At 40.2% G+C, this 25865-nt stretch carries 18 protein-coding genes; 5 read left to right on the top strand and 13 right to left on the bottom strand.

Annotation, left to right across the window (positions count from 1 at the left end; all coding sequences use genetic code 11):
• The first annotated feature begins 259 nt into the window (after window positions 1–259).
• From PROVRUST_RS04895 to serS, 4 genes are all read left to right on the top strand, one after another.
• Complete coding sequence (locus tag PROVRUST_RS04895) at window positions 260–3979, top strand: DNA translocase FtsK 4TM domain-containing protein (protein WP_006813606.1); 3720 nt, start codon at window positions 260–262, stop codon at window positions 3977–3979.
• Window positions 3980–4067: 88 nt separating this feature from the next.
• Entirely contained in the window at window positions 4068–4688 is a 621-nt protein-coding gene (gene lolA / locus PROVRUST_RS04890; protein ID WP_006813605.1) for an outer membrane lipoprotein periplasmic chaperone LolA, read from the top strand.
• A gap of 25 nt (window positions 4689–4713) precedes the next feature.
• On the top strand, window positions 4714–6057 hold the full coding sequence (locus PROVRUST_RS04885) for a replication-associated recombination protein A (protein ID WP_006813604.1): 1344 nt from the start codon (window positions 4714–4716) through the stop codon (window positions 6055–6057).
• Between the two features lie 103 nt (window positions 6058–6160).
• The gene (gene serS, locus PROVRUST_RS04880; RefSeq protein ID WP_006813603.1) at window positions 6161–7453 is read left to right on the top strand and encodes a serine--tRNA ligase; all 1293 of its coding nucleotides are present in this window, start codon (window positions 6161–6163) and stop codon (window positions 7451–7453) included.
• Window positions 7454–7625: 172 nt separating this feature from the next.
• Here serS and PROVRUST_RS04875 read toward each other — a convergent pair whose 3' ends face one another.
• The 5 genes from PROVRUST_RS04875 to ycaO all read right to left on the bottom strand — a co-directional run bounded on the left by PROVRUST_RS04875 (window position 7626) and on the right by ycaO (window position 15102).
• The gene (locus PROVRUST_RS04875; RefSeq protein ID WP_006813602.1) at window positions 7626–8459 is read right to left on the bottom strand and encodes a BPSS1780 family membrane protein; all 834 of its coding nucleotides are present in this window, start codon (window positions 8457–8459) and stop codon (window positions 7626–7628) included.
• A 302-nt stretch (window positions 8460–8761) separates the two neighbouring features.
• On the bottom strand, window positions 8762–9529 hold the full coding sequence (pflA, locus tag PROVRUST_RS04870) for a pyruvate formate lyase 1-activating protein (protein ID WP_050767605.1): 768 nt from the start codon (window positions 9527–9529) through the stop codon (window positions 8762–8764).
• Window positions 9530–9786: 257 nt separating this feature from the next.
• Window positions 9787–12069 (bottom strand): formate C-acetyltransferase, encoded by a 2283-nt coding sequence (pflB, locus tag PROVRUST_RS04865; RefSeq protein WP_006813600.1) that lies wholly within the window; start codon window positions 12067–12069, stop codon window positions 9787–9789.
• An 89-nt stretch (window positions 12070–12158) separates the two neighbouring features.
• Window positions 12159–13016: a formate transporter FocA gene (gene focA, locus PROVRUST_RS04860; protein WP_006813599.1), complete on the bottom strand. Its 858-nt coding sequence runs from the start codon at window positions 13014–13016 to the stop codon at window positions 12159–12161.
• A 331-nt stretch (window positions 13017–13347) separates the two neighbouring features.
• A complete protein-coding gene (gene ycaO / locus PROVRUST_RS04855; protein WP_006813598.1) occupies window positions 13348–15102 on the bottom strand; it encodes a 30S ribosomal protein S12 methylthiotransferase accessory factor YcaO in 1755 nt (584 codons plus the stop codon).
• A 216-nt stretch (window positions 15103–15318) separates the two neighbouring features.
• Between ycaO and ansB the strand changes: the two genes are divergently transcribed.
• The gene (gene ansB, locus PROVRUST_RS04850) at window positions 15319–16362 is read left to right on the top strand and encodes an L-asparaginase 2 (protein WP_006813597.1); all 1044 of its coding nucleotides are present in this window, start codon (window positions 15319–15321) and stop codon (window positions 16360–16362) included.
• 87 nt (window positions 16363–16449) lie between these two features.
• On the opposite strand, the gene PROVRUST_RS04845 is transcribed toward ansB, so the two are convergent.
• From PROVRUST_RS04845 to PROVRUST_RS04810, 8 genes are all read right to left on the bottom strand, one after another.
• Window positions 16450–16974 carry a bactofilin family protein gene (locus PROVRUST_RS04845; protein WP_248696622.1) on the bottom strand — a complete coding sequence of 175 codons (525 nt, stop codon included), beginning with the start codon at window positions 16972–16974 and terminating at the stop codon, window positions 16450–16452.
• A 432-nt stretch (window positions 16975–17406) separates the two neighbouring features.
• On the bottom strand, window positions 17407–17853 hold the full coding sequence (gene fur / locus PROVRUST_RS04840; protein WP_006813595.1) for a ferric iron uptake transcriptional regulator: 447 nt from the start codon (window positions 17851–17853) through the stop codon (window positions 17407–17409).
• A 229-nt stretch (window positions 17854–18082) separates the two neighbouring features.
• Window positions 18083–18610 carry a flavodoxin FldA gene (gene fldA, locus PROVRUST_RS04835; protein WP_006813594.1) on the bottom strand — a complete coding sequence of 176 codons (528 nt, stop codon included), beginning with the start codon at window positions 18608–18610 and terminating at the stop codon, window positions 18083–18085.
• A gap of 152 nt (window positions 18611–18762) precedes the next feature.
• The gene (gene ybfE, locus PROVRUST_RS04830) at window positions 18763–19056 is read right to left on the bottom strand and encodes a LexA regulated protein (protein ID WP_006813593.1); all 294 of its coding nucleotides are present in this window, start codon (window positions 19054–19056) and stop codon (window positions 18763–18765) included.
• 173 nt (window positions 19057–19229) lie between these two features.
• Window positions 19230–21320, bottom strand: coding sequence for a type I secretion system permease/ATPase (locus PROVRUST_RS04825; RefSeq protein ID WP_006813592.1), 2091 nt, complete (start codon window positions 21318–21320; stop codon window positions 19230–19232).
• Window positions 21321–21323: 3 nt separating this feature from the next.
• Complete coding sequence (locus PROVRUST_RS04820) at window positions 21324–22652, bottom strand: HlyD family type I secretion periplasmic adaptor subunit (protein WP_039854306.1); 1329 nt, start codon at window positions 22650–22652, stop codon at window positions 21324–21326.
• A 17-nt stretch (window positions 22653–22669) separates the two neighbouring features.
• On the bottom strand, window positions 22670–24757 hold the full coding sequence (locus PROVRUST_RS04815) for a peptidase domain-containing ABC transporter (RefSeq protein WP_006813590.1): 2088 nt from the start codon (window positions 24755–24757) through the stop codon (window positions 22670–22672).
• Window positions 24758–24958: 201 nt separating this feature from the next.
• A complete protein-coding gene (locus tag PROVRUST_RS04810) occupies window positions 24959–25735 on the bottom strand; it encodes an alpha/beta fold hydrolase (protein ID WP_006813589.1) in 777 nt (258 codons plus the stop codon).
• Between the last annotated feature and the right edge of the window lie 130 nt (window positions 25736–25865).

Genomic DNA, 25865 nt, shown 5'->3' with positions numbered 1-25865 from the left:
TCAAAAATAGTCAGAAATTTTCATTTCAATTTATTGATTTTAAAGCTATAAACAATTAAGAATTTTGACCTTAAATAGAGTTTGAATCCTCATTCGTAAGATGAAATACTGAATCTTATGGGATCTATGATGTGTTAATTTGCCTTAATCTGCTTAAAGCAGGCACATTAAGGGGATTAGTGGTAGAATAATCATAGAGTAACCCCTTACTCAGTAACAACATTAGCCTGTAAGAACATCAGTCAGTAAAGAAACAATAATGAGCCAAGAATATACCGAAGATAAATATATCAAATTTAAAAAGCTCAGTAGCGGCAGACGGCTATTAGAGGTCATTTTGCTGGCTATCTGTCTTAGCGCTATCTTTTTAATGGTGGCGTTATTGAGCTTTAGTCCTTCTGACCCTAGCTGGTCCCAAACAACATGGGATGCCCCTGTTAAAAATTTAGGGGGCAGTATCGGCTCGTGGAGCGCCGATATTTTATTTTCTGCTTTTGGCATACTTGCCTTTGCTATTCCGCCGATTTTGCTATTAGGCTGTTGGGCCATTTATCATTATGAGAGCCAGCGCCGTTATATTGATTTCTTCTCATTATCTTTACGCCTTATTGGTGGATTAGCCCTAATCCTGTCATCTTGCGGTTTAGCTGCACTCAATTTCGATGATTTACCTAATTTTGCATCAGGCGGAGTGATAGGTAGTGTATTTAGTAATGCAATCATGCCGTGGTTTAATTCCTTGGGGGCAACGCTAGCATTACTATTTTTATGGGCGATTAGCTTTACTTTATTTACGGGATGGTCATGGTTGACCATCGCTGAAAAATTGGGCGCTGGAATATTACTACCAATTACATTACTCACGAATCGTGCTCGTGGGGATGATTTGGATGAGTATGATTATGATGTAGAAGAAACAGAGGACGCATTACAACGTGCTCAGCAGGCCGAACATCAAGCAAATCATGATGCTCAAAGTATTGATATGGATGATGTCCTATTTTCAGCACCGACTGTTGCTGAATTGGTTCATGACGATATCGAACCACAAGTTGAAAAGCAGCCATTAGCTCAAGATGTACAAGCAGTGACTCCAAGCATCCATCAATCCCAGCCTACATCATTTGTTGTACAGCCGATGGATGATGAACCGTTACCGACTTTCTCTGCAACGGATGAGCCACAAACCTATCATTTTAATGCGCCTGAAGATGAACAATCACAGGTCGATAATCAATATCAGCAACCTGCGGTAAGCCAGAATCAATATGAAGAACGAGCGGCTTATAATGAGATAAAAGAGCCTTCTGTATTTACGCCGCAGGATGAGCTCACTCATTTCAATTCACAACCATATAATCAACAGCCACAAGTGACTCCGACAGCACCTGTTATCGCGAAGCCTGAGGCCTCACAAACGTTCACTCCTTCGTTTACATCGCCTGCGACACCATCTACGCCGGCAGTTGGAATGGAGGTTTCAGATCTGGGCAAACCTTTAGTATCCGAAGTCTCCGACCGAGTTGCTAACTCAGCGGCGTTGGCAGCGGCAGGTATCTCGATTGCAGCAATGGATCGTCATGCGCAAGTTAAGAAAAATATGGAGCCAGAGTTACCGCGTCCAAATCCGGTACGCTTGCCAACTCGTCGCGAATTATATGGTATTCGTATTCCTTCTCTGCGTGATGCTGAATTGCAGCGCCGCCAAGAAGAAGCATCTCAGCGTGAACAAACCTATCAGCAACAGACTTCAGCTGAAGAGCCTGGGAATGAAGAGGTAAAAACGGACGAAGAGTTAGATCAAGAACGATTACTAAGTCTTCAATTTATGGAGCAACAACGTCAGCGTTATGGTGAAATTGATTCTGATGACCATAGCTTAGAGACACCGCCTCATTCAGTACAGGCTGAGCCACAGCCGGAAATACCCCAGGTATATACGTCTTCATATACTCAACCTAACATTGAGCATCGTTGGCCATCTGCATCTGAATCGGATGAGATCACTGTAGCGCCAGCAGCATATAGCCAGCCATCAAATATTCATCACTTTACTGCTCATGTAGATGATGAACCGACATTAGAAAGTGAATACGATGATTTAGAGCCAAAAATTGATTTAAGCTCATCATTTTCAGTTTTAGAAGATTTTTCTCCTGTGGATGATCTCATCGATGATGAGCCTACCACACCGATATTTATGCCATCATTTACTGCACCTCCTGTGTCTATCCCACCAGAAGCACCTGTAAATAATTTTAATGTTGCAAATACTTCTGAACCGGCTCAAACTTTTGCGCAGCCGCAACAGCCGCAACAGCCGCAACAGCCGCAACAGCCGCAACAGCCGCAACAGCCGCAACAGCCGCAACAGCCGCAACAGCCGCAACAGCCGCAACAGCCGCAACAGCCGCAACAGCCGCAACAGCCACAGCAGGATAGTTTATTCCATCCATTTTTAGTCCGTAACGACCAACCGTTGCCAAAGCCAACGACACCTATGCCTTCCCTCGACTTGCTAGCGAGTCCGCCAGAGCAAGAAGAGCCGGTGGATATGTTCAAGTTGGAGCAAACGGGAAGATTGATTGAAGCACGCTTAAATGACTATCGCGTGAAAGCGGAAGTCGTTGGCTTCTCTCCTGGTCCAGTGATTACCCGTTTTGAGTTAGATTTAGCACCGGGCGTAAAAGCGGCGCGCATCTCAACATTATCGCGAGATCTTGCTCGTTCGTTATCAACCACCGCTGTGCGTGTTGTTGAAGTGATTCCGGGCAAGCCGTATGTTGGTTTAGAACTCCCTAATGAAAAACGCCAAACTGTTTATTTACGCGAAGTCTTAGATTGCGATGATTTTAGAAAGAATCCATCGCCGCTGACTATCGTGTTAGGTAAAGATATTGAAGGCGACCCAGTCGTTGCCGATTTAGCTAAAATGCCTCACTTACTTGTCGCGGGTACAACGGGCTCAGGTAAATCTGTTGGGGTCAACGCCATGATCCTCAGTATTTTGTATAAAGCGAAACCTGAAGATGTGCGCTTTATTATGATCGACCCTAAAATGTTGGAATTATCCATCTATGAAGGTATTCCTCATCTGCTCACTGAGGTCGTAACCGACATGAAAGATGCTGCCAATGCCCTGCGTTGGTGTGTCAACGAAATGGAACGACGCTATAAACTGATGTCCGCACTAGGCGTTCGTAACCTTGCTGGTTATAACGATAAAATCAAAGCAGCGGCAGAGATGAATCGACCAATCCCTGATCCATTCTGGAAGCCGGGCGATAGCATGGATATTGAACATCCAACATTGAAAAAAGAGCCTTACATCGTGGTGATGGTGGATGAATTTGCCGACTTGATGATGACCGCAGGGAAAAAAGTGGAAGAGCTGATTGCGCGTTTAGCACAAAAAGCACGTGCTGCGGGAATTCACCTTGTTTTGGCCACTCAGCGCCCTTCAGTGGACATTATTACGGGGTTAATTAAAGCAAATATTCCAACGCGTATTGCATTCACCGTATCCAGCAAAATTGACTCACGAACCATACTTGACCAAGGTGGCGCGGAATCTCTGCTAGGAATGGGGGATATGCTTTATCTTCCACCGAACTCATCAATTCCAATGCGCGTACACGGTGCGTTTGTTCGTGACCAAGAAGTTCATGCTGTTGTGAATGATTGGAAAGCTCGTGGTAAACCTCAGTATATTGATAGCATCACTTCATGCAGTGACGACAGTGATGGTGCTGGCGGTTATGACAGTGGTGATGAAGAGCTTGATCCACTGTTTGACCAAGCTGTTGAGTTTGTTGTTGAGAAGCAACGGGTATCAATCTCTGGTGTACAGCGTCAGTTCCGTATTGGTTATAACCGTGCTGCTCGTATTGTGGAGCAAATGGAAAACCAAGGAATTGTCAGTGAGCCTGGACATAATGGTAACCGTGAAGTATTAGCTCCTCCATCGATGGGACATTAATAAAGAAATCTCCCAATTGCTGGTTTAATTCAAGGGGTGTATAAAGATACAACGCTTCTTGAGGTATTAATTTAAAGGTCTCTGTTCGATGAAAAAAATGATGTTATTAGGTGCGTTAGCCCTAAGTTTAAACGTAGGCCAAGTATTGGCGGATGCGAGTCAAGACCTTCAGGATCGACTGAGTAAGGTCAATAGTTTCCAAGCCAGTTTTACACAGAAAGTCACCAGTCCTGAAGGCGACTTGATCCAAGAAGGTGTTGGTGACTTGTGGATAGAGCGACCTAATTTATTTAACTGGAATATGACATCGCCAGATGAAAGTGTCTTAGTATCAGATGGTAAAAACTTATGGTTTTATAACCCATTTGTTGAGCAAGTGACGGTCACTAATTTGTCGGATGCGACCCAAGATACGCCATTTTTACTGATTACACGTAACAATCCGCAAGATTGGAAACAGTATTCTATTATCCAGCAGGGTAATAATTTTGATTTAAAACCAAAACAGACTAATGGCACGCTGAAAAGCTTCTCTATTACAGTTAACCCACAAGGTACCATTGAGAAGTTTGCGGCAGTTGAGCAAGATGGGCAAACCAGCGCTTATCAATTAAAACAGCAAAAAAATGGTGCTGTTGATCCAAGCAAATTTAAATTTACGGTACCGAAAGGTGTCACATTAGATGACCAGCGTTCTAAGGCTCACTAATGAATAGGCGGTAAAAGGGGACATAGTGGGAAACCTCTCTCTCGATTTTTCACAAAATGAATTCCAACCTCTGGCCGCGCGTATGCGGCCAGAGTCTCTTGAGCAATATATCGGTCAAAAGCATTTACTTGCTCAGGGTAAACCTTTGCCTCGAGCAATTAAGGCCGGTCATTTACACTCAATGATCCTATGGGGACCACCGGGAACCGGTAAAACGACGTTAGCTGAAATTATTGGGCACTATGCACAAGCTGATATTGAACGCCTTTCAGCGGTCACGTCAGGCATAAAAGAGATCCGAGAGTCCATTGAGAAAGCACGCCAAAATCTCAGTGCAGGGCGCAGAACTATTTTGTTTGTGGATGAGGTTCACCGCTTTAATAAAAGCCAGCAAGATGCATTTTTACCACATATTGAAGATGGCACGATTACCTTTATCGGTGCGACGACAGAAAACCCCTCTTTTGAACTCAATTCAGCATTGCTATCGCGTGCGCGAGTTTATTTATTGAAATCATTGGATGAGAGTGAAATTGAAGATGTTTTACTTCAAGCATTGAGTGATAGCACCCGTGGATTAGGTGGGCAAAACATTATCCTACCTGATAGCACCCGAAAAATGATTGCTCAGTTAGTCAATGGTGATGCTCGGCGCTCGTTAAATCTGCTGGAAATGATGGCGGACATGGCTGAAGCTGATAGCCAAGGTCAGCGAGTTTTAACCTCTGATTTACTCAAAGAGGTTAGCGGTGAGCGGGCAGTACGTTTCGATAATAAAGGCGATCGCTATTACGATTTAATATCGGCGCTTCATAAATCGGTGCGAGGCTCTGCCCCAGATGCTGCGCTGTATTGGTATGCAAGAATTATTACCGCAGGTGGTGATCCTTTGTATGTGGCGCGTCGTTTATTAGCCATTGCCTCTGAAGATGTTGGTAATGCAGATCCGCGAGCCATGCAGGTCGCGATTTCCGCATGGGACTGTTTTACTCGAGTAGGTCCTGCAGAAGGTGAGAGGGCGATTGCTCAAGCAATAGTCTATTTAGCTTGTGCACCGAAAAGTAATGCCGTCTATACCGCGTATAAAGCGGCAATCAAAGATGCTCAGATGCAACCTGATTATGATGTCCCTGAACATTTAAGAAATGCGCCAACAAAACTGATGAAAGAATTAGGTGTGGGGAAAGAGTATCGCTATGCTCACGATGAAGCTAATGCTTATGCTGCCGGTGAAAACTATTTCCCAGAGCCGATGAAGACGACCCGCTATTACTATCCGACTTCTCGCGGATTAGAAACTAAAATTGCCGAAAAACTCGACTGGTTAGCCCAACAGGATCAAATTAGCGTAACAAAACGCTATCGCTAAACTGGGCAATGGGGTAAGGTTATAAAGCAAAAATAATTTATATATAATGCCGGAGCGCATTATATCAGGTCCCATTATTTACTAACAAAATCACAGGATAAGCATGCTCGATCCAAATTTACTGCGTACGGAGCTAGACGCGGTTGCTACAAAACTGGCTCGCAGGGGTTTTACCCTTGATGTGGAAAAGCTGCGTGAATTAGAAGAGCGCCGCAAAGTTTTACAAGTTGAAACTGAAACCCTGCAAGCAGACCGTAACTCGCGATCGAAAACGATTGGTGCTGCCAAAGCGCGTGGTGAAGATATTGAGCCATTACGCTTGGAAGTGAACCAATTAGGCGAAAAATTGGATACTGCTAAAGCAGAGTTAGAGAAGCTTCAACAAGAAATCCGTGATATTGCATTGAGTATCCCGAATATTCCTGATGATCAGGTTCCAGACGGTAAAGACGATTCTGACAACGTAGAAGTTGCGCGTTGGGGTGAGCCTCGTCAATACGATTTCGAAGTAAAAGATCACGTTAGTTTAGGTGAATTAGCAGGTGGTTTAGACTTCCCTGCGGCGGTGAAACTAACAGGTGCTCGCTTTGTTGTAATGAAAGGTCAAATTGCGCGTATGCATCGTGCATTGGCTCAATTTATGCTGGATTTACACACTGAAAAGCATGGTTACCAAGAGCTGTATGTTCCTTATTTAGTGAACCACGATACACTATATGGGACAGGCCAATTACCTAAATTTGGTGAAGACTTATTCCACACTAAACCATTGGAAGAAGAAGCGGATAGTAGCACTTATGCGCTGATCCCAACGGCAGAAGTTCCAGTGACTAACTTGGTTCGTGACGAAATTTTAGATGAAGATGCTCTTCCACTGAAAATGACGGCACATACACCATGTTTCCGTTCTGAAGCCGGTTCTTACGGTCGTGATACTCGTGGTCTGATCCGTATGCACCAATTTGATAAAGTCGAATTAGTGCAGATTGTGCACCCAGAAAAATCAATGGAAGCACTGGAAGAATTAACGGGTCATGCAGAAAAAGTTCTGCAATTACTGGAACTACCATACCGTAAAGTGATCCTGTGCACCGGTGACATCGGGTTTGGTTCACGCAAAACCTATGATTTAGAAGTTTGGTTACCTGCACAAAATACATACCGTGAAATCTCTTCTTGCTCAAATATGTGGGACTTCCAAGCTCGCCGTATGCAAGCGCGTTTCCGTGGTAAGAGTGACAAGAAAACCCAACTGGTTCATACATTGAATGGTTCTGGTTTAGCGGTAGGCCGTACTTTAGTCGCGGTGCTGGAAAACTACCAGCAAGCAGATGGTCGTATTCAAGTGCCAGAAGTATTACGTCCATATATGAATGGATTAGAGTATATCGGTTAACCGATATAAGCTCTTTATTGAAAGCCGTCCCTGTTCGCAGTGGCGGCTTTTTTGTATTAAAGCTACTGAAAAATAGCAATAAAAAAGCGGGAAAGTTAATTTCCCGCTCATCGTACATGATTCTCGATTGTGGAGCCAATACTTTGAATGTATCTAGGTATCAGATTATATCTTACTGGATCAGCGAGTTTGTTTGAGACTGTTTTGCTTCAGAGAAGAACAGACTACGATACGAGCTGTAGTAAGTTGCGTACATAATTGGCATTGAGATTAATAAGCCTAAGCCGAATGGGATCACTGAGACAATGATTAAAATTGCCATGATGATAAAGAATAAAATTCCCGGTAACAGGTTTTTCTTCACCGCTTGCAGGCTAGCAGAAATAGCAGCCCCCACTTTAAAGTCATGGTTCATGACCAATGCAGGAGCAAACCAGGTTAATGCCGTACCGACCAAACCCGCAATTGCCATGATAATTGTTGCGAACATAATAGAGCCACTAGAGGCTAAAATTGCGGCATCAGATGCGCCACCGTATTGATTAGCTTGCATTGCTAAATTAAATAGCGCAGAGCCTGCGACTAAGAATGCCAGTATCATACCCACTAGATTAGCAGCAAAGTTAACCGCACCTACTGCGAATAGAGCGCCGAATTTCTGCTGAAAGCCTGCAAATAGCAGACCTAGCTCAGCTTGTCCGGTTTTACGTTGGTTTTCACAGATAGCAATAATTCCGCCAACGAAGATTGGAGTAATAAACGTGAGCAGTAAATTCACGAATGGGATCATTGAAATAACAATAATAATGGCAAATAGCACAATATTAATCAGGATCCACATACCTAATTTTTCTTTAATCAGAGACCATGCTTGACTGATCCAATTAACACCATCACCTGCATCTACCGAACGAGGTTCTGGGTTAAATATGAGGTTATCAGAAGGAGTTTGTGCATTCATTGGCGGGGTAGTGTTATTTTCCGCACTAAAGTTTTCATTATTCATGGTAGAAATAAACCTATTTGTAGTGATGAGTTAGCAATATTTTATTATAGATAAGTATTGGAATTATGTTTGTAGTAACCAACCTTATACCCTGCATTATGCATAGAAACATATTTATATTAAAGCAGACTATTCTGGTTAAGTATCATTAAGTTATTTGATTCAATTTTAAGATAATCAAAACTGTGAGGGAATTTATAAAGCTAAATAGGATTAGCATTGAATAAATTTCTATTTTTTAGAATAGGTGCAATATATTGCGGGTAATAAAAGGCCCTATTTTAAATAGGGCCTTTTTATCATCAATAAATAACTTTTTTACCGTAGCTTTCTAGAATATTTTTCACACGTTCCATGACGTCTTTTGACGGTGGCTTTACACCATCAAGTTTATATTCTTCACCCATGGTTTCCCATTTATGCTTACCCAGCTCATGGTAAGGTAGAAGCTCAATTTTTTCAATATTATTCATATCTTTAACGAATTCACCTAGCATATGAACAGAGTGGTCATCATCGCTCCAGCCTGGAACAACCACATAACGGATCCACGTTTTTTGGTTACGTTTGGCAAGGTAACGTGCAAATTCTAAGGTACGATGATTAGAAACACCAACCAGTTTTTGGTGAATTTCGTCATCCAGCTGTTTCAGATCTAACATGACTAAATCGGTGACTTCCATCAATTCATCAATCACGGGATCATAACGACGTACAAATCCGTTAGTATCTAAACAGGTATGGATATTCTCTTTCTGGCAAGCACGGAACCAATCACGCACAAATTCTGCCTGTAAAATGGCTTCACCACCAGATGCAGTAACACCGCCACCAGTTGCATTCATAAAATGGCGATAAGTGACCGCTTCCTTCATTAATTCATCAACGGTGACCATCTTACCGGTATGAGTATCCCAAGTATCGCGATTATGGCAATACAAGCAACGCATTAAGCAGCCTTGAAAAAAGACAATAAAGCGAATTCCCGGGCCATCGACGGTACCACAGGATTCAAAAGAGTGAATTCGCCCAAATGTTGCCGGTGGCGAAGTTGTTGAAATTTCAGTCATTGGTATGATTTGTTCGGTTGACATAGCAGGTACTCCAAAATATCCATCATACTTTCAGCTGTAGGAGACATTGAGTTACTTGGGTATATACTTCAGTATATTAACCCCCGATATCTTCACTTGCCGATTATCTACGACTTACGTTATTTAGGATATAACCCATTAATTGCTGGGCTATAGTTTCTTATTAACTAAGCTAGAAAGGCCCCAAATGGAGGGGCCTCTAATTTATTTTACTTTATAGTCTTAGCTAATTATTACAGAGTACTAGTGAAAGTACGAGTAATAACGTCTTGTTGCTGTTCTTTAGTCAGAGAGTTAAAGCGCACTGCATAACCAGATACACGGATGGTCAGCTGTGGATATTTCTCTGGGTTTTCCATTGCATCTAGCAGCATTTCACGGTTCATAACGTTCACGTTCAGGTGCTGACCGCCTTCGATAGAAGACTCGTGGTGGAAGTAACCATCCATCAGACCTGCTAAGTTAGTTTTACGAACTTCATCATCTTTACCTAATGCATTTGGCACGATAGAGAAGGTATAAGAAATACCATCTTTCGCGTAAGCAAATGGCAGTTTAGCGACTGAAGTTAGTGATGCAACAGCACCTTTCTGGTCACGACCGTGCATTGGGTTTGCACCTGGTCCGAATGGTGCGCCTGCACGACGACCATCTGGAGTGTTACCTGTTTTCTTACCATACACAACGTTAGAAGTGATGGTCAGAACTGACTGAGTCGGAACCGCGTTACGGTAAGTAGGCAGTTTCTGAATTTTCTTCATGAAACGTTCTACTAAGTCACAAGCGATATCATCAACGCGTGGGTCGTTGTTACCGAATTGTGGGTATTCACCTTCGATTTCGAAGTCGATAGCGATACCATCTTCGTCACGAATAGGTTTAACTTTCGCGTATTTGATTGCAGACAGTGAGTCAGCAGCAACAGATAGACCCGCGATACCACATGCCATTGTACGATAAACATCACGGTCATGCAGAGCCATCAATGCAGCTTCATAGCTGTATTTGTCATGCATGAAGTGGATGCAGTTCAGTGCCGTGACATACTGAGTCGCTAACCAGTCCATGAATTGGTCCATACGATTCATCACTGTATCGAAGTCGAGAACTTCGTCCAGGATTGGTGCATGTTTAGGACCAACTTGCATTTTCAGTTTTTCATCAATACCACCATTGATGGTATACAGCATGGTTTTCGCTAAGTTAGCGCGAGCACCGAAGAACTGCATTTGTTTACCAACAATCATTGGGCTTACACAACAAGCGATAGCATAGTCATCGTTGTTGAAGTCTGGACGCATTAAGTCATCATTTTCATACTGCACAGAAGACGTATCGATAGAAACTTTTGCTGCGAACTTTTTAAAGTTCATTGGCAGTTTTTCTGACCACAGGATAGTCATGTTAGGCTCTGGAGATGGGCCCATGGTATACAGTGTGTTCAGGAAACGGAACGTATTTTTAGTTACCAGAGTACGGCCATCAAGACCCATACCTGCCAGTGATTCAGTTGCCCAAATTGGGTCGCCAGAGAACAGCTCATCGTATTCTGGAGTACGTAAGAAACGTACCATACGCAGTTTCATGACTAAGTGGTCAATCAGCTCTTGCGCTTGTTCTTCAGTCAGTTTGCCTTCTTCCATATCACGTTGGATGTATACGTCTAAGAACGTAGATACACGACCAAATGACATTGCAGCACCGTTTTGAGATTTAACAGCAGCTAAATAACCGAAGTAAGTCCACTGAACGGCTTCTTGAGCGTTGGTTGCAGGACCAGAGATATCGTAGCCGTATTTAGCAGCCATCTCTTTAATTTGACCCAGAGCGCGGTGCTGTTCAGCAATCTCTTCGCGCAGTTGGATGGTCATTTGCAGGTCTTCACCTTTCTCTAATCTTTCTTGCAGAGAAGTGAATTGGTTGAATTTGTCTTTCATCAGGAAATCAATACCGTACAGTGCAACACGACGGTAGTCACCGATGATACGACCACGGCCATAGGCATCCGGTAAACCCGTTAAGATACCTGATTTACGGCATTTTAAGATGTCTGGAGTATAAACATCAAAAACACCTTGGTTATGGGTTTTACGGTAGTCTGTGAAGATTTTTTTCAGACTTGGATCTAAAGCACGATCGTAAGCTTTACATGAACTTTCAACCATTTTGATACCACCGAACGGGATAAGACCACGTTTCAGAGGCGCATCAGTTTGTAAACCAACAACCGTTTCTAATTCTTTGCTAATGTAACCAGCATCATGGGAAGTGATGGTAGAAGCCACATCTGTGTCAAAATCAACAGGCGCATGAGTGCGGTTTTCGATTTTGATCCCTTCCATGACTTTTTCCCACAGCTTATCAGTCGCTGGAGTAGAGCCTGCTAAGAAAGATTCATCACCTTCATATGGAGTGTAGTTTTTTTGGATAAAGTCACGGACGTTGACGTTATTCTGCCAGTCACCGTGGTTAAAACCTTGCCATGCTAAAGCGAATTTTTCATTTAATTCGGACATGATACTTTTACCTTTTAACAATGGATCTTTGAGGGATCTTAATAAATCTTTGTGTACTTGTAATCGCGATAGCCATTAATCAAGAGAGATTAATGCTGATCACTACTACGTAGATGCATTAACCAGTAAATCAGGCCGACTAACACTGCGCCGCCAATAATATTTCCGATAGTTACTGGTATTAAATTTTCGGTAATAAAGTTCCCAACAGTTAAGTTAGAAAATTGTTCTGGTGCCATGTTGATATTTGACCAAAATTCAACAGGGGCGAATTCTTTAATCATGATAGCTAGAGGGATCATAAACATATTTGCAATGCTATGTTCAAAGCCGCTAGCGACAAACATTGCGATTGGCAGAATCAATACTACCAGTTTGTCAGTTAAGCTACGACCTGCATAACTCATCCAAACGGCTAGGCATACCATCAGGTTAGCTAAGATACCTAAAAACACAGCCTCAACAAAGGTATGGTGCAATTTATAGTTAGCTGTTTGTAGAACATTTAGACCCCACTGACCGTTTGCAGCAGCGTATTGTCCAGCAAACCAAATAATGAAAACAAAAAATAACGCACCGATTAAGTTACCTATATAGACGTTAAACCAGTTTAGGAACATTTTTCCCCAAGTGATTTTGCCCGTTGCTTTAGATACGATGGTAAGAACAGTGGATGTAAATAAGTCAGCACCGCATACAACAACTAACATTAATCCAAGGGAGAAGCAGATACCGCCAATCAGTTTAGTGAAACCGTAAGGAGCACTTGCTGCACCTGTTGTTGCAGTGATATAGAAAACGAAAGCGATAGAGATAAAGATACCAGCAGTGAATGCTGACAAGTAGGTAATAGCTGGGTGTTTGTTCGTTTTATAAACACCTACATCATCAGCAACTTGCGCCATGACAGCAGGAGATAATAAATTAAAAGGGTTGTCAGCTTTCATACTAACACTCTCTTACAAAGTTGATTAATTATAGCACGCAATTATAGTAACAAACGGGCGTTCTGATAAATTTGATGTGGATCATGAAGTGTTAAGAGAATGGGGTTTGAATAGCTCAAAAAACGTCAAAAACCGATTTAACCGATTGATTTTAATGATAAAAATATTTTTTAAGTTTTATAAAATTTTTTTATAGGGAGCGGCTAAACACGTTTAATAAGTAAATTTATACAGAGGAATGTTAATTAATTTCGATAATTATTATGTGATTGAAATCAAATATTACTTAAGTAAAGATAAAGGCCCGAAGGCCAATATCGTATTTAGATATTTATGCGTTAGCTCGTTTTGCTTTTTGCAGCTTTTCATAAGCAGCTAATAGCCCTTGATGAGCCGGTAAAGCTTTTAAATTTTCATCAATTGACCATAGGCCGTAAAAACAAGATTCACCTGCAATCGCTGCTGATGCCGCATCGACCGCTTCTTGGCCATACATGCGAACAAAAGCATTGTAATATTGCGCAGGATCTCTATCTTCTTCTAGGGAAAGTTGCAGTAGTGTTTGTAGGCAACGGTAATAGTTGGCTCGTTCAGGTGTAAATGCCGAACCATTAAAGTCTTGAGCCCACTCAACCCACGCAAGAGCTTGCTCAAGATCACCACCAGCTAGTGCTAACATCGATTTTAATTCACCAATGCGCAGATTGCTCCAGCCATTATCTTTACCTACAGCCAAACCTAGCAATTCGCGTACACGGGTGAAGTCATCTAATCCATCATCATCTAATTGCTCAATCAGGGCCAGATAATCGGCTTTTTCCCATGTGCTATCAGGTAAGCTCATGATGGTGTCGCGTAAATAAGCCCCCATGGCATTGTTGGCAATGTGCAGGTCTTCAACAGGATAAATATCAGACATTCCCGGCACTAAAATACGACAAGCATAGACACCCAGATGATTGTAGTCAGCAATATATACTTCAGCATCTAGCTTATTGAAAATACTAATCAGAGTTGCAAACTCTTCAGTTGTAGAGCCTTTAAAACTCCAGTCCACGAATGGATAATCAGCATCATCTTTGAATAGATCCCAGCTAACTAAACCGCTTGAATCAATGAAGTGAGTTTCTAAGTTAGTATGTTCTGCCACTTCTTCATCATCGAAAGTCGGTGCGTTGAAGACATCTAAATCTTTCAGGCCACGACCTTGCAGTAATTCAGTGACTGTTCGTTCTAATGCCACACCAAAGTCAGGGTGAGCGCCAAAGGAAGCGAAGCAGGTTCCGTTTTGTGGGTTAAATAGAACCACACAAATTACTGGAAATTGCCCACCCAGAGAGGCATCGTAACAAAAAATTGGGAAGCCTTCTTTTTCCAGTGTATTGATAGCTTCAACAACGCCAGGATAACGAGACATTACGTCATCAGGAATAGTTGGTAGGCTAATACTTTCAGCAATTATTTTGTTTTTTACGAAACGTTCAAAGACTTCAGATAGCCCTTGAACACGAGCTTCATTCGCCGTGTTTCCCGCAGACATACCATTAGAAACATACAGATTACCGACAATATTCATTGGTATATACACAGTGCTATTATCAGATTGACGAGTAAATGGTAAAGCGCAGATGCCGCGCTCTTCATTACCCGATTGTAAGTCTATTAATTGACTTGCAGCGAGCTCGTTATCGGGATCGTAAAATTTGACTAGACGTTCATCTAACAGGCCTTGTGGTAGGCTGTCATCTTCAGGCAGTGGGAACCATTTCTCATCAGGGTAATGAACAAAATCACCTTCAGCAATGGATTTACCTAAATAAAAATCTGCAAAGAAATAGTTTGTGGATAAACGCTCAAAATATTCACCTAATGCTGAGGCTAATGCCGCTTTTTTGCTAGCACCTTTACCGTTGGTGAAACATAGCGCACACTCTTTATCTCGAATATGAACCGACCAAACATTTGGCACAGGATTTAGCCAAGAGGCTTCTTCTATATCAAAACCTAATTTTTGTAGCTTAGTTTGGAATGCATTAATGGAGTCTTCGAGAGCGGCATCTTTGCCGGGAATAAATGTTTGGCTCATTGTCAGTCACTTGTAAATGGCATGTTTCAGATATTGACTATGATACGGGCTTTTCCTTTACTGCTCACGCTTTTTATTCAAGACAATGTCATAGTGGAAAATTAAAATTTATTAAAATGACAAAGTAGGTCACAACACTCTGAGATTAAATCCACATAATAACGTGAGTTTATTTAAATTAGAAAATGGCTATTTATTGAGTTAAAGGAAAATAGGATGAAAAACAGAAATAAAGCTCTACTAGCGACACTGGTTTCACTGTTTGCCGTATCTGCATTTGCACAGCCTAATATCACTGTATTGGCAACGGGAGGAACAATTGCTGGTGGTGGAGAATCGGCGACGGGGTCAAGCTACCAAGCGGGTAAAGTTGGGATTGATTCGTTGTTAAACGCAGTTCCTGAGACCAAAAAAATTGCAAATCTGAGTGGTGAGCAGTTAGTTAATATTGGCTCTCAAGACATGAATGACCAAGTTTGGTTGACCTTAGCTAAAAAAATTAACCAAGATTGTAATAAAACTGATGGATTTGTGATCACTCATGGTACTGATACCATGGAAGAAACCGCGTTTTTCCTTGACTTAACTACATCTTGTAAAAAACCGATTGTGATGGTGGGGGCAATGCGACCTTCTACTGCATTAGGGGCTGATGGCCCTCTTAACCTGTATAATGCGGTTATTTTAGCATCAGACAAGTCAGCAGGAGATCGTGGCGTATTGATGGCAATGAACGACAAAGTGATCCAAGGTCGCAATGTCATGAAAATGAGCACCACGGAAGTTCAAGCGTTCGATGCAGTCAATGGTGGTGCGGAAGGGTTTATTCATGATGGAAAAGTAACCTACTATCAAGCGGCTCAACCTCGTAGTGATAAAGCCGCTTTTGATGTGAGTAAGTTAGAGAAATTGCCTGCGGTCGGTATTGTTTATAATTATGCCAATGCTTCAGCTGCTCCAGTTAAAGCATTACGTGAAGAAGGTGTGCAGGGGATCGTGAGTGCTGGTGTAGGTAACGGAAATATGTATAAAACTATTTTCGATTCTTTAGCCAATGCTGCTAAAGACGATATTGTTGTGGTGCGCTCAAGCCGAGTACCAACTGGCTATACAACGCGTAATGCAGAAGTTGATGATAATTTATATGGTTTTGTCGCATCAGAAAGATTAAGTCCACAAAAAGCACGAGTTTTACTTCAGTTAGCCTTAACTCAAACTAAAGATCCGAAAAAAATCCAGGAAATGTTTGAGCAATACTAATTTGTCTTAAAGTAAAGGCGACATCAATGTCGCCTTTACTTCATTAATATGAATGCGTTTCTATTAAGTAAGCATATTTTATCGAAATTAGAGTGAACCAACATCTGGCGTTAGGTTTTGAAGGTGTTCATCCAATTTTAATTTTTCTTTAAATACGGTGATATTATCGTTAGTTTTGGTGGCTGATTTTACTTCTGCATGACCGGAGAATACTCCCCCTTTTTTAATCGATAGACTCGAATAACGGATGGTTCCGTATATTTCACCATTAGTATCTATATTAATGGTTTCGGACAGGCACTCACCTTCAACTTTGCCATTAACTAATAATTCACTGCTAGTTATATTGCCGGTAACATGGCCGTTTTGCATAATTTTAACTGTGTTATTTTTACCTACGATATTGCCAATTACTTTTCCATAAATATGGACTTGTTCATTGGAGGTAATATTTCCTTCAAAAATAACATCGCGAGCAATAACGGTATTGGTTTTGTCTTCACTAATCACTGGCGTTGATGCTAATGATTTTTCCTCTATTACTTGGGATGTGATTTCTTCTCTATTGATAGTAGGGGTGGGTTCTGACTTACTTTGCTTTTTGTTGAACATGTGGCTAACCTTTTTATGATTGAAATATAAAGCTAAACAGATGATTGAAGATATGAACGCAATGATGGCAACCGTTGAATATCTAAAAAACCACGCTATCAAAGTAAGAAGCCAGAAGAAAAAACCAGTATTAAGAAATAGATATGTTTTTTCATTCCATAATCTCTTACACATTAATTTGATAATAAGTTTAAATTAAAATAGTACAGAACAATTTAAAGAATAGAAGATAATTTCAGTTTTATCTGAGGAAATTAAGTTGTTTATTTTTTATAAATAGCCGCAGATACACAAATTTAGAATGAAAAGGAGAAGTTTATTGGCAGATATAAGTGAAAATACCCATTAATAAACATTAGATGGGTATTTTAATATTAAAGTGCTTATTGCAGTAATGAGCAGCTTTATTAGAAATTATTAATCACGAAGTGACTATTTTTCTTCGTGAGCATCCGCATTATCACGGCAGTCACCTTCAGCGCAGTGACCGTATAGATATAAACTGTGATTAGACAGTTTGATTCCGTGACGTGTTGCAATGTCTCTTTGGCGTGACTCAATCGACTCATCTGTAAACTCAATCACTTTACCACAATCTAAGCAGATTAAATGGTCATGGTGATGTTGTTGGGTCAATTCGAATACAGATTTGCCACCTTCGAAGTTATGACGAGTTACAATGCCTGCATCATCAAACTGATTTAATACGCGGTATACCGTCGCTAAACCAATTTCTTCACCGATATCGATCAGCTTTTTATAGAGATCTTCCGCGCTGACGTGATGGCACTCAGGCTCCTGAAGTACTTCCAAAATCTTCAATCTCGGAAGAGTGACTTTGAGTCCTGCATTTTTCAATGCTTTATTATTATCTGTCATGCGGGTTTGTCCTGTATCTTAAATCATAAATTTAACAATAATGAGACATTTTTAACAAAAATCCAGTTGTCTTCTAAACTGATTTACAATTATAGGCATGGAAAATAAAAATAGAAACCATGCATTGTCTCATTATTTTGATGATGTTCAAAAAGCGTGTCCATAATAGGATATCTAATCGACATCTTATCTGCTGGATCACGCTTTTAATTGGCAACTAATGTCATTCTTAACCAAGAATTTCAGCCAGAGACATTTCTTCAGAGATTTGTTTTACCCACGCGTCTACACGTTCTTCCGTTAACTCAGGTTGACGGTCTTCATCAATGGCTAAACCAATAAAGTGATTGTCGTCTGCCATTCCTTTAGAAGCCTCAAAATGGTAACCTTCCGTTGACCAATGGCCAACGATCACGGCACCGCGAGGTTCGATAATGTCACGGATAGTGCCCATCGCATCGCAGAAATATTCAGCGTAGTCTTCTTGATCTCCACAACCAAACAATGCAACTAGCTTGCCATTAAAGTCAATTTCTTCCAGAGTTGGGAAGAAATCATCCCAGTCACATTGTGCTTCACCATAGTACCAAGTTGGGATGCCAAGCAGTAGAATGTCAAAAGCTTCAATATCTTCTTTTGTGCATTTAGCGATATCGTGGACTTCTGCTACGTCTTTGCCTAATCTTTCTTGGATCATTTTGGCAATATTTTCTGTGTTACCTGTGTCACTTCCGAAGAAAATGCCTATAACTGCCATAAAGTGATTAACCTCTTGTTTTTCTAGCGGACGGAAAAATTTTCTGTTATCGCTAAAACTAAAATAGAACGAAAATAGGTACAATTTACGCCTTATTTTGGCGAAAAACCCGGTGTAAGTCTGTCAAATTTGTGTGATTTATTCAGATGAAGCTAGCGGTTAACTATTTCACTAACCTGCTCAAGTTGAGCCATTAAAATTTCTTCAATTAACTCACTACGGCTTATGTTTTTCTCTTCAGCTAACTGATTTAAGACCGCGACAGCTTCTTCATTTAATTTTAACTCAACGCGACGTAATCCTTTGACTTTATCTCGTCTTAGTTGATTTCGCTTGTTGATTCGTAATTGCTCATCCCGCGATAACGGACTAGTTTTTGGTCGCCCAGGCCTGCGTTCTTCAGCAAACAAATCCAGTGTGGTGCGATCAGTTTGTTCTTTTGCCATATCTACTATTGCTAAAGGAAGGGGTGTGCCAGTAATTCAGCGCGCAATGATACCCTAGCTGAATCCCTAGTGCTATAGGTGTATGCTTAGCTAAGCTATTTAATAGATTAAAAAAAGAACTCTTTTATGAAAAAAGCATCACGAATATCGACTGTGATGCTTTTTTAATCTGATTAGTGGGTTTGCTGCCGCCATAAACTGGCATAAATTCCATTTCGTTTTAGCAGGTTTTGGTGAGTATCTGCTTCTGCAACTTCGCCATCGCGAATGACATAAATTTTATCAGCCCCCATAATAGTATTGAGCCGATGTGCAATACTAATGACTGTTCGCCCTTCAGTTATCATTGGCATATTTGCCATGATGGCAGACTCTGATTCATAATCTAAGGCTGATGTCGCTTCATCGAGGATCAATATATCGGGTTCAGTGAGTAGGGCGCGAGCTAAAGCAATCCGTTGTCGCTGCCCCCCAGATAAATTGAGTCCTTTTTCTGATAAAGGGTAATTAAAATTGTCAGGTAAAGACATAATAAAATCGTAAGCTCCAGCTAATTTTGCCGCTCGAATAATTTGCTCATCACTGGCTTGGGGTAGGCTTAATCGAATATTTTCTGCAATTGTTCCGACAAACAAAGTACTTTCCTGTAATACCACGCTCATTCGTCGACGTAGTGCGACGGTATCTGCGACGGCTAAATCCATACCATCGACAATAACTTGCCCATGCTGTGGAATGTATAACCGCTGTAATAGTTTGGTTAGGGTGCTTTTCCCCGAACCAGAAGGCCCTGTTATCCCAATAAATTCTCCTGCTTTAATTGATAAGCTAAGATTATTTAATACTTCAGGGGTTTCTGGCTGATAACGAAAGCGAATATTTTGAAACTCAATTTGGCCTTGGATGGTAGCTGAGCTGGCAATACCTTTTCGCTCGTTCTCAATGGGTTTATCTAAAATGTCGCCAACTCGGCGTAGTGAAATAATGGTGTGTTGAAAATCCTGCCAAATTTGTGCGAAGCGTAATACAGGTTGAGTCACATGAGCGCTCAGCATATTGTAGGCGACGAGTTCACCTGGCGTGATGTTACCGTTGAGCACTTCTTTAACACCAATCCACAGTAACAGAGCCGTTGTGATTTTACTGACCAATGTCATCAACTGAGTGGCAATTACGCTGCGTATGGATACTTTGAAGTTTTGGGTTAATTGTTTACTGAGTATTTTTTGCCAGCGTTGATAAAAATATTTCTCAGTTGCGGTGGTTTTAATCGTCTCAATACCGCTAATGGATTCCGTTAGAAAAGTTAGTCCGTTTTCATCAGCTTGATAAGATTTCTCGGTTTGTTGGCGAATGACGGGGCCTAAAATCATCCAAAGAATAAAAAAGACACCCATCGAGCCAACTAATAGCCATGTCATTATGCTGCTATAAGAAAAGAGCACGGCAATAAATAAAATGACAAAGATAAAATCAATAAACAGCATGAGAGTTGAGCCTGTTAAAAATTGGCGGATATGGGCTAGCTCTCGAACTCGTGCAATAATTTTTCCCGTAGGTCTTAATGTAAAATAATTTAGTGGTAATGCCATCAGATGGCGATAAATCTTACCTGATAGTTCTGCACTAATTTGGGAACTAGTATGACTAAATATTTTATTTCGAATAAAGCTGTAGATGGGTTCTGCAATAGCAATAGCCAATATTCCTAGAGCGAGTATATGCAGATTTGGTAAGCTGCGCCCGACTAAAACTTTATCAATAAGATTTTGAAATAATAAAGGGCTGATTAAGGCAAATAACTGTACAATTGCAGCTAATATGAAAATATTTTTCAGTTTAAAGCGTTGACGAATAATTGATGGGATAAACCAACCGATTCCAAAAGCTCTTTTTTGTTCCGGCTCAAGTTGCTCTTTAATGAGCAGTACGGGGTATTCTAATTGATTATTATCCTGCCATTGGACTATTTCACTTCCTTGCGCTGACATCACGGTCAATGGCTGGTTTTGAGTTAAAATATGCCATTGCTGATCGATAAAAATCAGTGCCGGCAGTGGGATTTGAGCCAATTGCTGGTAGGTTAGGGAAACTTGCTGAGTTTCATAGCCAATGACTTGAGCACATTCTCTGAGCTCTAAATCAGTCGGTGAAATAGTTTGCATACCAATGGCATGCATTAGTTGTTCTTTAGTCACGTTTTTTTGATAATGATTAGCTATCCACACTAAGGCTTCCAAGCCGTGATTATTTATCGCTTCCATCGATTATTTCTCTCTCATCGCAGTGGATGTATATTCATTAATTGGACTGAGTAAGTAATCAATGATTCGACGTTTATCGGTTTTAATTTCTGCAACAATCGATAAACCGGGGGTTAACTCAATTTGCTTTCCTTCCACCAATAATTGTTTTTTAGTTAAACCAATTTGTGCTAAATAAACTAAGCCTAAGTTCTCATCCAACGTGCTGTCTCTAGAGATAGAAAGTAGCTCACCCTCAATCGTGCCATAACGAGTATATGGAAATGCATCGATTTTAACGTCAGCTTTTAGCCCTTCTTGAATAAAGCCAATATCTTTGTTAAGTATTTTTACTTCAGCTAATTGAACATGGTTATTTGGGACTATTACCATTAATTGTTGGGCGGGTTGTAATACAGCCCCAAGGGTATATGTTGTTATTTGTTGGACTGTTCCATCAACAGGCGCTCGGATCACTTCTAATTGATTCCGTTCTTGATTTTTAATCAATTCTTGTTCCAGTGAGACGAATTTAAATTCAGCTTGCTGTGCTTTTTCATGCCATTCTTGGTATTTTTGTGCTTTAATCCGCTCCAGTTTTTCTTGTAAAGAATGATGCTGACTATCTAATATAGATAGCTCAGATTGTTTGGTGGTTTTTTCTTTCTTAGCGATTAATAACTCGCGCTCTTGTTCTAAGAACTCTTTTTGGCTAATCAGCTGTTTTTGGCTAAGGGAATTATGAGCATTCAACCTTTTCCTAATATTCCCCATTAACGTGTTGATATCTTTGAGTTCTCGTTCTCTAGCGTGATAATTAACACGGTTAAGTTGGAGTTCATTGGTAATTTCATTTAATAAGGTTTCATATTCTTTTTTTATTGTTTGATAACTGAGTTGAGTTCTCTTCTGTTCTGTTAGTGATAGCTGCATATATTGTGGCGTATCTTCAATATGTTGCTGGTGAATCAGCGCATGATGAATTAATTGTTCACTAGCATGAAAATTCTTTTGGTAATGTAAACTTAAAATATCTTGATCAACACCGAGTACTTTGACGCTCAGCAATGGGTCACCTTGCTGAACAAGTTGACCATCTTCTACATGAATTTGTTGTAAGCGGCTTAGTTCAAAAGCTTGGATAGTTTGGGTTCTTCCTGAGACAATTAACTTTCCTTGTGTTGTCGCTTGAATATCCAGCTTTCCAAAATAAGACCAAGCTAATGCAATGAATACGCCCATACTGATAGTAACCGCTAGGGTAAAAGCTAAATAAGAGGGAGGCGTTTTTAAAATTGCCAAATGGGAGGGTAAAAAACTGTTATAACAAGTTTTTGATGATTTTGGTTTCATATTTCACATCCATGTGATTATTTTAGGGACTGTTGTAATGTCCATAAATGCTTATAAAATTTATCGTTATCAATTAATTGTTGATGGCTACCTTGCTCGGTAATTTTACCTTGCTGCATGACGATAATTCGTTGGTGGTTACGAATAGTTGATAAGCGATGGGCAATCGTGATAATAGTTCGGCCTTTTGCTATTTCTTGCATATTTTCTTGAATTACGGCTTGCGATTCATCATCAAGGGCGCTGGTGGCTTCATCAAAAATAATGATTTTGGGGTCAGATAATAATGTTCTGGCTATAGCGATACGTTGACGTTGTCCTCCTGATAGCGAAGAACCTCCTTCAGCCAATAGAGTGTCATAACCCATGGGAAGTTTAAGAATAAAATCATGAGCCCCTGCCATTTTTGCTGCATGGACGACTTGATCCATTGATGCGTTTGGTGAAGTTTGTGCAATATTATGGAAAACAGATTGATTAAATAGAAAGTTTTCCTGCAGAACGATGCCTACTTGTTTTCTTAATATTTTCAAACTTATCGATGATATGGGCACTCCATTCAAGTAAATTGCGCCTTTTTCTGGCGTATAGAGACGTAAAATTAAGCGTGCTAATGTACTTTTCCCTGAGCCAGATGTCCCGACTATTCCCAATGTTTCCCCGGCTTTGATCGATAAGCTAAAGTCATTCAGGATATACGGCATATTGGGTTGATAACGAAAATTAAGATTATGTAATTGGATATCGCCAGTGAGCTGAAGGTATTTTTCTTGTTTACTCTGTTCTATAGGTAAATTAATTATTTGGGATAGTTTTTCGATGGCAACTTTAGTTCGAATATAATCTCCCCATAATTTTACCAACTTAACTAATGGTTGATTGGCATGGCTGACCATCATATGAAAAGCAATAAATTGCCCTATAGTCAGCTGTAAAGCGAGAACCTCAGCGGCCCCAACCCATAAAATAATTGCGCTGGTGACTTTTTCAATGACCATCACAATATGCTCTGAGCGTGAAGATATTTGCCCTGAGACAAAATTAGTTTGGCTCATATCGGCTGTTTGCTGATCCCAACGACGAGTGAAGTTTGGCTCAATAGAGAGGCTCTTCGCTGTTTCAATTCCATTAATGCTTTCGGTTAAAAATGATGTATTTATAGCAATGTTTGCAAATTGCTGCTGAGCCGCAGCTTCAATCTTGGGTGTTAGCCACCAAGCGACAATTAAATAGCAGGGAATTGAGCATAAAAATAGCCAAGTGAGGGAACTAGACAGTAGGCTCATCACATAGACAAAAACAAATAAAAACAAGACATCAACACATAAAGTAAAAAAGCTACTAGTCAAAAATTCTCGAATAGTTTCGAGTTCTTTAACTCGAGTAACGATAGCGCCAATTTGACGATTTTTAAAAAATGGAATAGGTAGATGTAATAAATGATTAACTAGCTTTAATCCTAATGTAATATCAATCCGATTAACTGTGTGATTATAAATATACTCTCGTAATCCTTTTAATATAACTTCAATTATCGCGGCAATAATCAAACCTAAAATTAATAAGTCGAGAGTCATAAAATTACTATGAATGAGTACTTTATCCATAATAACTTGCATAACAATAGGAGATGCTAAGGCGAGTATTTGCAAGATAAATGAAAAAACCAAGACCAAAATAATTATTTTACGGTACTTCATGAATTCAATTTGAAACCATGAAATATCAAATTTTTCTTGTTTAATTTTAACTTTTAACCAATCACCATTCCATATTTCTTCTAATTCTTTATAGGTTAAAATTTCTGGAGGACACTGTCCAAATCGCTGTATGAGGACTTGATCTTGATTATGATTGGCAAGAAGAAATGCTTGTCCATATGTATCGTATAAAATTGCAGGAGTAGATATTTTATTGATTAGCTTATTAGCTTGGTGTTTATTAATACATTTAATTGAATATTTATTTTTAATTAATTTAATATAATCATGATAATTTGAAATATTAGCTGTGGTTTGTTTAAATTCATCATAGTCTATTTCGTTAGATAGTTTAGCTATGATCCCAATAAAATATGTTGTTGATTGTGCTTTAACACTGTCCATTGTGCTTAGTAGTCATCCTTGATATTTGATTGTACCGATGTATTTATGGGCTTAAAAATAAATATTTATTCAAGAACGATAATACAATTATCATAATTACAAGTGTATTGAAGTTAGTCTTATTGTTGAGGGGATTTTCAATAAAGAAAGGAAATATCATCTGATATTGGATGAAAAAACACCACAATATCAGATGGGAATTTATTTGGGAATCGCTAAGAAACGATGAATTGCGCGTAAGACATGCTCAGGCTTTTCTGCATGTACCCAGTGCCCAGCATCAGCCACAACCCATGCTTTGGCTTGAGGGAATTGTGTTGCAATTAATTCACGATGTTCAGCTTGAACATAAGGCGAGTTACCACCAGGAATTAATAGTACGGGTTTATTCCATGCAGGCACAGTCTTCCAGCCAATAATTTTTTCATAATTCGCTTTTAAAGATGGCAGGTTAAATTTCCATTCACCTTGTCGGAATGATTTTAATAGAAATTGAATCACTCCATCTTCTGGTATAAATTCCCGCATAATGATACTGGCCTCTTGGCGGGTTTTAGCTTGACCTTGTGTTACGGCTTCTAGTGCTGCGATGATTTCATCGTGACGGCGTACTTGATAAGCAACGGGAGCAATATCAATGGCGACGATTTTTTCAATAAAATCAGGTGCAATTTCGCTAGCTGCCATGGCTATTTTTCCACCCATCGAATGACCGATCAAAATAGCATTGTGGTAACCAAGAGATTTAACTAATCGGATAATATCTTCTGCCATTTGCTGGTATTCCATGTCCGATGAACGGAATGAATCACCATGATTTCGTACATCCACTTGAATTGTATCGAAGTAATTCTGTAGGTCACGGCCTAAAACGCCTAAATTATTCAGATCACCAAATAGCCCATGGATCAGCACCACTGGGGTTGAAGTGATTGGTTCATTAGGTTTATGGATTGTGTAATTTAGTAACTCGGTCATATTTGGACTACGATAAACTTATCTGTCAGATGGGAAGCCTTATCATGGCATGGTTGTATCTAAAAACCAAATTTCACTCACTTCAATAGGGTATAACTTACTGAAATTTCATAAAACTTAACCAGCTGTT

The organism is Providencia rustigianii DSM 4541, assembly GCF_000156395.1.
Taxonomy (GTDB): Bacteria; Pseudomonadota; Gammaproteobacteria; order Enterobacterales; family Enterobacteriaceae; genus Providencia; species Providencia rustigianii.
Note: the sequence above shows the minus strand (reverse complement) of the source record. Positions and strands in the feature narration are given on the sequence as shown.

What these genes read in the sequence shown, in the direction of transcription:
- PROVRUST_RS04845 (WP_248696622.1), bottom strand. Translation starts at nt 16,974, where the DNA reads ATGTTCAACAAAAAGCAAAGTAAGTCAGAACCCACCCCTACTATCAAT.
- PROVRUST_RS04875 (WP_006813602.1), bottom strand. Translation starts at nt 8,459, where the DNA reads ATGAATAATGAAAACTTTAGTGCGGAAAATAACACTACCCCGCCAATG.
- fur (WP_006813595.1), bottom strand. Translation starts at nt 17,853, where the DNA reads ATGACAGATAATAATAAAGCATTGAAAAATGCAGGACTCAAAGTCACT.
- PROVRUST_RS04825 (WP_006813592.1), bottom strand. Translation starts at nt 21,320, where the DNA reads ATGGAAGCGATAAATAATCACGGCTTGGAAGCCTTAGTGTGGATAGCT.
- PROVRUST_RS04810 (WP_006813589.1), bottom strand. Translation starts at nt 25,735, where the DNA reads ATGACCGAGTTACTAAATTACACAATCCATAAACCTAATGAACCAATC.
- PROVRUST_RS04895 (WP_006813606.1), top strand. Translation starts at nt 260, where the DNA reads ATGAGCCAAGAATATACCGAAGATAAATATATCAAATTTAAAAAGCTC.
- ycaO (WP_006813598.1), bottom strand. Translation starts at nt 15,102, where the DNA reads ATGAGCCAAACATTTATTCCCGGCAAAGATGCCGCTCTCGAAGACTCC.
- focA (WP_006813599.1), bottom strand. Translation starts at nt 13,016, where the DNA reads ATGAAAGCTGACAACCCTTTTAATTTATTATCTCCTGCTGTCATGGCG.
- pflB (WP_006813600.1), bottom strand. Translation starts at nt 12,069, where the DNA reads ATGTCCGAATTAAATGAAAAATTCGCTTTAGCATGGCAAGGTTTTAAC.
- ansB (WP_006813597.1), top strand. Translation starts at nt 15,319, where the DNA reads ATGAAAAACAGAAATAAAGCTCTACTAGCGACACTGGTTTCACTGTTT.
- fldA (WP_006813594.1), bottom strand. Translation starts at nt 18,610, where the DNA reads ATGGCAGTTATAGGCATTTTCTTCGGAAGTGACACAGGTAACACAGAA.
- lolA (WP_006813605.1), top strand. Translation starts at nt 4,068, where the DNA reads ATGAAAAAAATGATGTTATTAGGTGCGTTAGCCCTAAGTTTAAACGTA.
- serS (WP_006813603.1), top strand. Translation starts at nt 6,161, where the DNA reads ATGCTCGATCCAAATTTACTGCGTACGGAGCTAGACGCGGTTGCTACA.
- PROVRUST_RS04815 (WP_006813590.1), bottom strand. Translation starts at nt 24,757, where the DNA reads ATGGACAGTGTTAAAGCACAATCAACAACATATTTTATTGGGATCATA.
- PROVRUST_RS04820 (WP_039854306.1), bottom strand. Translation starts at nt 22,652, where the DNA reads ATGAAACCAAAATCATCAAAAACTTGTTATAACAGTTTTTTACCCTCC.
- pflA (WP_050767605.1), bottom strand. Translation starts at nt 9,529, where the DNA reads ATGACTGAAATTTCAACAACTTCGCCACCGGCAACATTTGGGCGAATT.
- ybfE (WP_006813593.1), bottom strand. Translation starts at nt 19,056, where the DNA reads ATGGCAAAAGAACAAACTGATCGCACCACACTGGATTTGTTTGCTGAA.